General features: G+C 62.9%; 2 protein-coding genes. Both read left to right on the forward strand.

What is annotated here, in order from left to right; all coding sequences use genetic code 11:
- Window positions 1-820, forward strand: an 820-nt coding sequence (locus GCT19_RS41880; RefSeq protein WP_193727543.1) for a transposase, incomplete at its 5' end; no start/stop codon positions are given.
- A gap of 12 nt (window positions 821-832) precedes the next feature.
- A complete protein-coding gene (gene istB, locus GCT19_RS41885) occupies window positions 833-1,600 on the forward strand; it encodes an IS21-like element helper ATPase IstB (RefSeq protein WP_018432839.1) in 768 nt (255 codons plus the stop codon).
- Window positions 1,601-1,692 lie beyond the last annotated feature (92 nt).

The raw sequence follows: 1,692 nt of genomic DNA on the forward strand, positions 1-1,692 counted from the left end.
CGGCACGTCATTCCTTCCTGCACGCGTATATCGTCCGCAGGACAAACCGAAGGTAGAGGTTGCGGTCCAGGTCGTCGAACGCTGGATCATGGCGCGCCTGCGTCATCACCGGTTTGAGTCGGTCCACTCGGTCAATGAGGCGATCCGCCCGCTGCTCAAGAACCTGAATGAGAGGCCGTTCCAGAAGCTGCCGGGATGTCGCGCCAGCTCATTCGCCCAGCTGGACGCGCCGGCACTGCAGCCGCTGCCGGCACAGCCCTATGAGCTCGCGCGCTTCAAGACAGTGACGGTTCACATCGACTATCACGTCGAGATCAACAAACACCGCTACAGCGTGCCGCACGCGTTGGTCGGTCTCAAGCTCGATGCGCGCATCACGGCGGGCGCTGTCGAACTGCTGCATCGAGGTCGCCGTGTCGCCAGCCACGCACGCAACGACCGCGCAGGCGGCTACACCACCGTCGTCGAGCACATGCCGGCGGCGCACCGCGCTCATCTGGAATGGACGCCGCAGCGGCTGATTCATTGGGGACAGCAGATCGGCGCGGCAACCGGCGCGCTTGTTACCCGGCTGCTGCAGGAGCAACGTCATCCGGAACACGGCTATCGGGCGTGCCTCGGATTGCTCTCGCTCTCACGTCGCTATGGCCGCGAACGTCTCGAAGCCGCCTGTGCGCTAGCACTGGAGCTGGGCGTGCACCGTTACCGCCACGTGCGCGACATCCTGATCAACAACCGCGACCGCGCTGCAGTGGCAACGCCTGCCGACTGGATCAGCCCGAGCCACGCGCATGTACGCGGTCCCGGCTACTACCAATAAAGAAGACCCACCATGATGATGCAACAGACACTGACGCAACTGCGCACCCTGAAGCTGGACGGTTTCGCTGACGGCCTGGAAGAACAACTGACGCAGCCCGGTGCGGCCAGCCTGAGCTTCGAGGAGCGCCTGTCACTGCTGGTCGACCGGGAAGCCAGTTGGCGTGATGATCGCCGTCGTACCCGACTGCTCAAGCAGGCGCGCCTCAAGTATCCGCAAGCCGCCATTGAAGATCTCGACACGCGCGCTGGCCGTGGCGTCGATCCGCGCTCACTCACGAGTCTCGCGCTCGGTGACTGGGTCGAAGCCGGCTACAGCCTGCTCATAAGCGGCCCAACTGGCGCTGGGAAATCGTGGCTCGCTTGCGCCTTGGCCCAATACGCTTGCCGGCGCGGGCATTCAGCCTTGTATCTGCGCGTGCCCCGACTTGGCGAGGAGCTTCGCGTTCTGCACGGCAACGGCGGCTTCACAAAATGGTTGCTGCAGGTTGCCCGCGTCGACGTGCTTCTATTGGACGATTGGGGAATGGCGCCCCTTGATGCGATGGTTCGAAACGATCTGCTCGAGATGATCGATGACCGCTCGGCGGGAAAGGCGACCATCGTCACCAGCCAGTTACCGATTGAGCACTGGCATGGATGGATCGGCGACGAGACCATCGCCGACGCAATGCTCGACCGCCTCATGCAGCGTCATCATCGGATCACGCTTACCGGTGGTTCCCTCAGAAAGGCATCCCCAAAACCCAGCGTCCTGGAGCCCGAACTCGACCAGAACTAACAAGGAAATCTACAATCGACACCGCGCAACGCCCAACCCCGCCGAATCGGTCACGTTCCCGAAATTGGCGGTCACCTTCGCCGAAATACGCA

The organism is Paraburkholderia atlantica (genome assembly GCF_009362785.1).
Taxonomy (GTDB): Bacteria; Pseudomonadota; Gammaproteobacteria; order Burkholderiales; family Burkholderiaceae; genus Paraburkholderia; species Paraburkholderia atlantica.